The 9,318-nt window shown below is 27.2% G+C and carries 10 protein-coding genes; 3 read left to right on the top strand and 7 right to left on the bottom strand.

The window, feature by feature from the left end:
• Window positions 1-153: 153 nt before the first annotated feature.
• The 5 genes from Q0V15_RS09645 to Q0V15_RS09625 all read right to left on the bottom strand — a co-directional run bounded on the left by Q0V15_RS09645 (window position 154) and on the right by Q0V15_RS09625 (window position 5,381).
• Window positions 154-705 carry an NADAR family protein gene (locus Q0V15_RS09645; RefSeq protein ID WP_297438433.1) on the bottom strand — a complete coding sequence of 184 codons (552 nt, stop codon included), beginning with the start codon at window positions 703-705 and terminating at the stop codon, window positions 154-156.
• Between the two features lie 183 nt (window positions 706-888).
• Window positions 889-2,289, bottom strand: coding sequence for a PTS galactitol transporter subunit IIC (locus tag Q0V15_RS09640; protein ID WP_297438431.1), 1,401 nt, complete (start codon window positions 2,287-2,289; stop codon window positions 889-891).
• 492 nt (window positions 2,290-2,781) lie between these two features.
• Window positions 2,782-3,249, bottom strand: a complete 468-nt coding sequence (locus tag Q0V15_RS09635) for a hypothetical protein (RefSeq protein ID WP_297438429.1) — start codon at window positions 3,247-3,249, stop codon at window positions 2,782-2,784.
• A gap of 139 nt (window positions 3,250-3,388) precedes the next feature.
• On the bottom strand, window positions 3,389-4,276 hold the full coding sequence (locus Q0V15_RS09630; protein ID WP_297438427.1) for an ROK family protein: 888 nt from the start codon (window positions 4,274-4,276) through the stop codon (window positions 3,389-3,391).
• 193 nt (window positions 4,277-4,469) lie between these two features.
• Entirely contained in the window at window positions 4,470-5,381 is a 912-nt protein-coding gene (locus tag Q0V15_RS09625; RefSeq protein ID WP_297438425.1) for a BRO family protein, read from the bottom strand.
• A 155-nt stretch (window positions 5,382-5,536) separates the two neighbouring features.
• Between Q0V15_RS09625 and Q0V15_RS09620 the strand changes: the two genes are divergently transcribed.
• From Q0V15_RS09620 to Q0V15_RS09610, 3 genes are all read left to right on the top strand, one after another.
• Window positions 5,537-6,331, top strand: coding sequence for a hypothetical protein (locus Q0V15_RS09620; RefSeq protein ID WP_297438423.1), 795 nt, complete (start codon window positions 5,537-5,539; stop codon window positions 6,329-6,331).
• A gap of 140 nt (window positions 6,332-6,471) precedes the next feature.
• Window positions 6,472-7,833 (top strand): MATE family efflux transporter, encoded by a 1,362-nt coding sequence (locus tag Q0V15_RS09615; protein WP_297438421.1) that lies wholly within the window; start codon window positions 6,472-6,474, stop codon window positions 7,831-7,833.
• 67 nt (window positions 7,834-7,900) lie between these two features.
• Entirely contained in the window at window positions 7,901-8,224 is a 324-nt protein-coding gene (locus tag Q0V15_RS09610) for a DUF1904 family protein (protein WP_297438419.1), read from the top strand.
• A 47-nt stretch (window positions 8,225-8,271) separates the two neighbouring features.
• On the opposite strand, the gene Q0V15_RS09605 is transcribed toward Q0V15_RS09610, so the two are convergent.
• Together Q0V15_RS09605 and Q0V15_RS09600 are read right to left on the bottom strand one after the other, a co-directional pair.
• Entirely contained in the window at window positions 8,272-8,940 is a 669-nt protein-coding gene (locus Q0V15_RS09605) for a haloacid dehalogenase type II (RefSeq protein ID WP_297438417.1), read from the bottom strand.
• Window positions 8,941-9,099: 159 nt separating this feature from the next.
• Window positions 9,100-9,318, bottom strand: a 219-nt coding sequence (locus Q0V15_RS09600) for a hypothetical protein (protein ID WP_297438415.1), incomplete at its 5' end; no start/stop codon positions are given.

Genomic DNA, 9,318 nt, shown 5'->3' with positions numbered 1-9,318 from the left:
TTGTTATTGCCCAGTCTTCATCTCTACATTTATCCCAACCCGAGTAATTATATACTGAATATTCTTCCTCATACTCCCAAGCACATATTTCTTTTGCTTCATCTTCACTCATAATTCTTAAATACAAATTAAACTCCCCCAAGCTATTAATTTTTATTTCCCTAAAAGTAAATCTCTAACTTCCATAAGTGCAAATCCAAGTAAATTCTCACCCTTCCATTTATTCGGATTAGTTGCATCTTTATCACTTTCATTCATTCCAATACCCCAAACTTTATCATAAAGACTTGCTTCAACTATAACCTTATCACCAGTCCCAATTAAAAATTCCTTTAACTCTTCATTTTGTGAAAACTTATGTAAATTTGCTTTAACTACTATTTTATATTTTTGATTATTCCAAATTTCTTCATCAAAATTTTTAACCATTCTTCCAAGAATTTTAATCCTTGCTTGTTCTGATGTTTCTAAAATTTCTAAAAGAATATCAACATCCTCAAACACTTTAGCTTTTTCAGCCATCATATACTGCTCGGCACAATTATATATAATTCCATCAATATTAAAACTTACTTTATACCATTGACTAAAACAGCTTTTTCTTATAACATCATTTTCTTTGACCCTATGCCCCCAAAATAATATGCACTCCATATTCTTATCATTCTTATATTGCTCTTTAATTCCCTCTAAATTATATTTCATATACCCTCCCAAACTCACATTTATTAACATATTATAACATTTTTTTATGAATTATATTTTAACTTACTTTAAAAGAATTATCTCATATTACTTCTAGACACTATTAAATAATTTTCTTGATTATAATATTAAAAAAATACATAAAAAAGAGCTAACCAAAACTGGTTAACTCTTTCTAAAATTTTAAGCATTTTTTTCTGCTTGTCTTTCTATATAATTATGAATTCTTTCTTTATTCTTTTTAACAACAAAAAGAAGTATAAAGTAAAGAATAATTATTCCCCCAATTATTATAGGATTTTGTGTTAAAAACCCTAAGAACATAAGTCCTGCAATAGGTTGAGCCATCATATTAAAACTTGTTATCATAACTGCCCCAGCAGGAATAGCTATCCCTGCAAGAATTGCTGCATGTGTATAAATTGGTGCTATTGCACTACACATATATAATCCAAGTGAATACCAAATTGCTCCTACAATAATTGTCTTAAGCATATTTCCCTTTGTCATAGCTACAAGAGCTTCAACCATAAATGGTAATGCTATTAAATCTACCATTGGTAAAGTTTTATTCCCTGGAAGAATTAAAGCCATAATTACTATTATAGGAATAAGTAATGTACCAGAAATTAAAGTTGCTGGCTCTCCATAACCTGCTGCATCATCAATTCCAATATACCACTCTCTAGGTTTTCCTTTTCCCTTACTTTTCTCTAGACTTTCATTAACTTTATCTGCCATAGGCGTAAATGCTTTTCCAAAAATCCCTGCAACTTTTGGGAAAATCATCATAAGTGCTGCAAGTGCAATTCCAAGCTTTGTAATTTGTCCCCAAGCAGCCATTGTATCAAGTCTTTTTAGATTTCCAAGAATCCCTATAAATATCCCAAGTATAAGACCTATAGTTCCAATTTCTCCAAAAACTCCAAGCTTCTCTTTAAGTTTTTCTGGATGAAACTTTAATTTATTAAACCCAAGTTTATTAAAAATAGGATCTAACACATATAAAAGTACTGTAACCTCTGTATTATGCATTGATATAATCGTACAATTAGGATAGTTATAATATCTTGACCACCTCTTACATATAACCTCAATATTTAGAACTGTGTATAAGAGTATCACAAGCATGAAAAGAATTGATAACCATATATTATTAGTTGCAATATATAACATTACACCCCAAATCATATATGTATAATTCAACCATAAATCTGATGGCATAAATATATTGGTGAATCTTGTAGCAAAAAGAATTAACTGAACTACTAGTGCAAATGCAAATAGCATTAATCCCACCTTGCTTGAATAAGCTATAATAGCTGTTGTCTGCCACCCTAAATCTAAAACTGGTAAATTAATACCTGTTGAGTGTACAAGTTGCTTTACAACAGGCATAATAATTGGTGTAAATGCTCCAATAAGCATCATAAACCCCTGCAGACCAACTCCAGCATAAAGTCCTGACATGAAAGATTTTTTATTATTCATTCTTAGTGCTTTGCATACTATAAAAATAAGAACCGGTAAAAAAACTGGCGCTCCAAAAACACTAAAGAAATCTTTTATATTCTGTAAAATCATTTTTCCCTCCTCATTTGTTAAGCGATAAAATTAAATTCTAAAAGGGGATATCCCATCCCTTATTAGTATATATCTTATCAAAATCATTATACTTTCAAACCATTCCGAGTGTTTTACTCGTATTTCTAATCTATAATACCACTTTTTATACTAAATGTTAAATTTACATAAAAAATTATGATACCCTAACTTAGCATATCGTACTAATGGAAAATAGCATTAATACTTTTTGTATTAATGCTATCTAAATTTCTATAATTAAATTTTATATCCCGTAAATTTCTTTTATAAAAAATCTCATTGCTTAAAAAGCTGCAAAAGCTCCTGCTGCAAACATAATTACCATTCCTATTGCTGCTATAAAACATACCACTCTAACAACTGTGCTATGTTCACCTCTTTTGTTTTTCTTAGTAGCCATACTTCATCCTCCTGTTTTCTCTTTTCTATAATTCTAACATATCATAATTTACTAAAAGTGTAAAATTAGCTTCATATACTAAAGCAACAATCTACAAGTAAACAAATTATAATTCCTAGATTATCAAACTCTTCATCTACTATATGTATCTCATAAAAATCATTTAATTTAAATCTTTTTTTATAAATACTACTGCAAACTTTAAAATCTTTATTAAAAATATTAAATTCTCTAGCCATTATATTTCCATCTATACTATAAATATTATTTTTAAACTTAACCTGTAAACTCGGTTTTGATAGTAATTTCTTATCTTGTGAAATATTCATTTTTTCCTCACCAAGTTTAACTTCAAATTCCTTAAATAATTTACCATTCTTTTTATTTATCTCAAAAACTTCATTTTCAAATAAATCATAAGCTTTTAACCTATATTTTATATTTATAAAATTACCAATAAATCTTTCTATAATTATTAAATTTTTAGTTCCCTGCACTTCCATAATCTTATTTTTACTATTATCATAAATAGTATACAATTTTTTAAAACTCCACATATTTTGCTTTACATAATAAATTCCCAATAAATCATCACCTTACACTTTGATATTATATTTATTGTAAATTTATCTGTAAACTAAAAAAGTAGCCTATTTTACATAGACCACTTTAACTCACTTAAATATTTCCACATATATAATTATATACAGCACCTATTTTTCCTGAATTATTGAAGTACGCACAGTTATCAATTTTCCATCTAGCAGAATAAATATTTATACTTGCTACATGTTTTCTTACATCATTAATAACTTTATCAACACTGCTTACCCCACCCCCTATAAGTATTTTATCAGGATCAAATGCAAATCCAAGATTAGCTATTGCAAGACTTAAATTTCTAACCCAACTTTCATAAACATCTATAACATCTTGATTTTCTTTTTCTATCATCTCAAAAATCATTTTTCCATCTAAATCTTCTTTATCCATATTAAGTACCTCTGCAACCTGTCTAACTAGTGAATAAGTTGAACAATGATAGCTTGTAGTTTTAGAATTTTTAATTTCTTCTTCGCCTGAGTTAAACATCATATATCCAAATTCACCTACAAAAAATCTATTACCAGCATAAAGTTTATTATTTATAATAACTCCACCACCAATTCCTGTTCCTATAGTTACACAAATGAAATTCTCTGCATCAACACCATTACCAATCCACTTCTCTGCTAAAGCACAACAATTAGCATCATTTTCAACTGCAATATTAATACCAAGTCTTTCATATAAAATCTCTTTTATATTAATTCCTGCAAGCACTGGAACAGCTCCGCCTTCTATAATTAAACCATTCTTGCCATCCACTCCGCCTGGAATACTAAGACCAACTCCATCTATATTATCAAATTTATCTATAATATTAGTAATTAACTCTAAAAATTTATTTAAATCATCATTTATTGTTTTAACTTCACCAATTTGTGAAATATCTTCAATTCCAAATTCATTAAATATTCCATATTTTATATTAGTTCCCCCAACATCAATTCCTAAATATTTCATGATATTTCCTCCCACAGCTAATTTTCTTCTCTATATTATATATACTACAGTGGAATCACTAACTATTCCAAAATATTCTTTAAACATTTTTTAAACTCTTTATAATTATTTAAAAAGAACTTTAAAATCACTAGTTCTTTTTAAATAATACCAAATTAAGTATAAAACATTTTGCATGTTATTTATAAATACTTTAAATTCTATTTAATATAGAATTTAAATACTCAAACTTAATTTCTTGCTTATCATCTACAATTCTATCAACCATTTTAAAAATTTCTAAAAGATCTTTTATATTTTGACCATTATTTAAGTTATCTAATTTAATTTTATTTGAGTTATCACATTCTTTATTCTTTAATTGATATTTATTATCTTCAATAAACATTCCTGTTTCTAGTTCTATAATATCTGTAAAAACCTCTCTTCTAAGCCATTTCCTAAACTCTTTACCAACTGGCATATGTGCATAATTTATAAATCCAAGTAAACCTTCCTTATACAATATCGTTAAGTGTTTTATATGTTCTCCATTACTAATTGGCGTTCCACCTGCCCTCTTAATAAGTTCTTTTATTTCTGTGTTATATAATACATCATAATCAATGCCTAATTCAAACTCCTCACTTACTATGCATTGATGTATAGCTTTAGGTCTATCTATATATTCCAGAACTTCAGCTACCTCAATACCTATCCAACACTGCTTTTTCTTCCAAATAAATGTATAAAATTTATAACCTTTAAAAGTTTTAACTACTACACCATTAGTTTTACTTTCACATACCTCATGAGTTATCCCTAAAACTTCTTCCATATCTGAATAACTTAATTTACTTCTATACCTTAAAAATTCATTTAATCCATTCTCATAAAACAATATAAGTCTTGGTGACTGCCTAAATTGAGTTATTCCATTATCAGATAACTCTTTTTTAAATTTTCTTAATTCCTCTTTTGATAAAAGCTCATAATCTTCACCTTTTAATAAATTCTTTGCAGTAATAAAATAATTTACTATTTTTGATGGATTTTCATACTCTAAATGTTTAGCAATATCTATAGCAACCCAAACTTTTTTCCCATTCCAATTACTTTCTGTCATATTATTAATTAAAATATCTATAAATTTATTTAGTAGATTTTTTATATTCTATAATTTATATCTAATTAATATTACCTACATATCTACTCTAAATTTTTCTTATAACCTAGTATATATGTGAATTTACCTAATAGATATAAAAAGGAAGTGACCTTATGAATAAGAAAAAAATCATTTTAACAACTTTAACTCTTACCTTAGTAGCACTTAGTTCTGTCTTAGCCTACTCATATATAAGCCCTAAATCTAATGCTAAGAATAATGAAATAACTAATAAAGCTAATAGTGATGAAACTACTAATATGAAAAATAAAAAAGATAGTTCTACTTTAGTTGAAGATACTTTTGGTACAAATCTTACACCATTTGAAGATGGATTAACTAGAGAATCCATAAATGGATACTACAAAGTTGAAAGAGAGTCTGGACAAACAGCTTATGCTAAAATGAATGATGATGGTTTATCAGAATTTAAAACTTTAGGTAATGGTAGAGCTAGTATATCTTTTTATATGTTTACACCTCTTGATACTGATTCAATCGATACCTTTAACTATCAGCTAGAAGGTGAGATGACAAATTCATCATTTACTAAAATAAATTCTAGTGAGATGGTTGCTGTGCAACCAAACTTTAATACTGAAGATAACTCATTAATTTATAAACGTATATCAAAAGAAGAATATGAAGAAGGTTCTGCTAAGATATTAACTAGAAGTTATAAATTTGAAGCTTTAGGTGACTATTATTTTGGAAATCGAGGTATGATTGGTACAATGTCAAAAGTTGAAGATGTTTTAAGAATAGATGGAGAAGATTTTAAACTTATAAAATCACTTGAATCTGATGATATGGTTATTGCTAGTTTATATGGTCAAACTTATAGTTATGAAATTTATAATAAATCTAATAAGCTTGTTAAATCACTTGGAAAACTACACCAAAATTAATTTTATAAATCTATAAAGAACTTGTTTAATATTTTTATTAAATAAGTTCTTTATGTTATACGTATTAAATTTGAGATGATTTATTTTTAATAAATCTTTAACCTAGATATATAATAAAATTTACAAAAAGGATTTTTAAAATGAATAAAATTAAAATGTCTAGAAAAGAAATTTTATCAAGTATGAAAATGTCAAAGGCTGCTCTAAAAATAGGAACACCTACAGCAATTTCATCACTTGCTAGTATTATGTACAATATCATTGATACTATTTTTATAGGAAAATATGTTGGAGTTATTGGAATTGCTGCTGTTTCTATATTTCTCCCTGTACAAATGATACTTTCAGGAATTGCCTTACTTTTTGCAGCAGGAATGGGGTCTTATATCTCAAGAGAACTAGGAAAGAAAAACTATGAATTAAGTGAAAGATGTGTTGGTACTCTTATTGCTTTTCTTGGTATAGCCTCAATTATTTTAGTAGTTATAGGACTAATTTTCACAAGAAATATTGTAGAGCTTTTTGGTGCTAAAACTATTGTAATACATGATGCTACTACCTTTGGAAAAATAATGTTTGTAGGAACTTTAGTTTATCCTCTTTGCATTGCTTCTAATAATGTTATGGGAGCACAAGGAGATACTCACTACTCTATGCGTGGAACTATGCTTAGTATTATCTCAAATATTCTTTTAGATATTCTATTTATAGTTATCTTAAAATGGGGGATTTTTGGTGCTGGGCTTTCAACTACTATCTCTAAATTTATAAACTTCTTCTATGTTCTTTATTATTTTAAATTTAAATCATTCTTAAAGATAAAACTTAAGTTTATAAGATGTAAATTTAAGTTCTTGAAAAAAGGTTTACCAGTTGGATTTTCAACATTTACAAATCAATTTGCTAGTAGCATGGCACTAATGATTTTAAATAGAGTTTTATTTTCTCTTGGTGGAAACTATGATATCGCAGTTTATGGAATAGTCTATAAACTTACATCCTTTATAGAGGTATCTGCATCTGGATTCACAAGAGGATGCCAGCCACTTATGGGATTTAATCATGGTGCTAAAAATATCAAAAGAGTAAAAGAAGCTATTTCATGGGGAATAATTTACTCATCTATATTCATGCTGATTGCTACAATAATTATGATGATTTTTTCAAAAGATTTAGTAAGCTTATTTACAACTAACTCTTCTATAATTGATTATTCATCTAAAGTGCTTATTATAGTGCTAATTGGGACACCACTTCTTGGTGTATATCTTATGATTATTTCATATTATAGAGCTATAGGAAAAGCTGCTGAATCACTCATTCTATCATTATTAAGACGAGTATTATTCTTCTTACCATTTTTATATTTACTACCATATACATTCCATCTTGGACTACTTGGAATTTGGATAGCCTTGCCTTTAGCAGATGGATTATCTGGATTAACTAGTGGTATTGTACTACTTGTCAAAAATAAAAAAAGAAAAATTTCTTATAAATAAATCAAATTTAAGTTATTATTATTATAGTAACAATAAAATTAATTTATAGAGTAAGGGGATTAATATTATGCCAATGTTAAAATTTAGAGGAATCAGTATCGATGAAGTAAAAAAAGAAAGCAAATTTTTAGTAGATAGACTAGCAGAAGTTATTGACTGTCCTAAAGATTATTTCACATTAGAAATGATAGAAAGTTCTTATATTTTTGATGGTGAATTTTCTCCACAACCTAGTATGATTGAAGTTTCTTGGTTTGATAGAGGACAAGATGTACAAGATGTAGTTGCAGTTATCTTAACTGAACACTTCAAGAAAGATAGAGAATGTTTAGATGTTTTCTTTAATAAATTAAACACTAATGATTACTATGAAAATGGAGAGCATTTTTAAATCTAAAACAAAAGACTTTAGCTGTGAGCTAAAGTCTTTTTGCTTATTTAAACTTCTAATTTTGTTATTGCCTCTTTAAGATCTTTAACAATAAACTTAGGCTTATCAGTAAGTTCTTCAACAACTTTATTAAATCTATTTACCCAAATTGTATTAAATCCAAACTTAGCAGCACCTGAAATATCCCATCCATTAGATGAGAAAAATGCTACTTCATCATTCTCTACATTTATTTTGTAATTAATCATTTTATAAACATTCTCACGCGGCTTAAATTTTTCTATATCTGCAACAGATACAATATTATCAATATACTTAGTAAGCCCTGCACTATCAACAGCTCTAAGTAACATATCATAAGAACCATTAGATAATATAACTGTTCTAATTTCTCGCTCCTGAAGTTCCTTTAATACTTCAACAACCTCATCATATGCTGATAATTCATTATATAAATTCATAAGCTCGGCTTCTAAAGAATTTTCTAATCCATGAGTTTTCATAGCATATTTTAGAGCATCTCTTGTAACATCATAAAAATCTTTATAATCATCCATAATTTCTCTAAGGAAACTATATTCCAGTTGTTTAGCTCTCCAAAGATTAGAAAACTCTTCATAATCCTTACCTATTTTATCACTTAACTTTCTACTAGCTGAATGAACATCAAATAATGTTCCATATGCATCAAAAACGCAAACTTTTATGTTTTTCATATTTCTACATCCCCTTTTATAAGTTCATTCCATTTCCACTATTTATAATAACACAAAATTATCTATATTTATAAACATCTAAATTAAGATAATTCTTATGTATATACCTGTATTGAAACCAAATTTCATAAACTTAATGTAAAAACTCAAAACATATATTTATATTCTATCTAAAAGTTTGCTTAAATAAGCAACTTTTAATGATTCATTTTCATCAACTATTTTATCAACAGTATTAATTAGACCTAAAATATCAGATAAGCTATCCTTATTTTTGATATTATCCACAGCATCTTTAGATAAGTTATCCCTTTTAATACTAAACTTATTATCACTCATAGTATTACCAACTTCTAAATCTATAAGTTCACTAAATAC

Origin of the sequence: uncultured Clostridium sp. (assembly GCF_947036855.1) — a bacterium.
Taxonomy (GTDB): Bacteria; Bacillota; Clostridia; order Clostridiales; family Clostridiaceae; genus Sarcina.
This window is presented reverse-complemented; position numbering and strand designations above follow the sequence as displayed.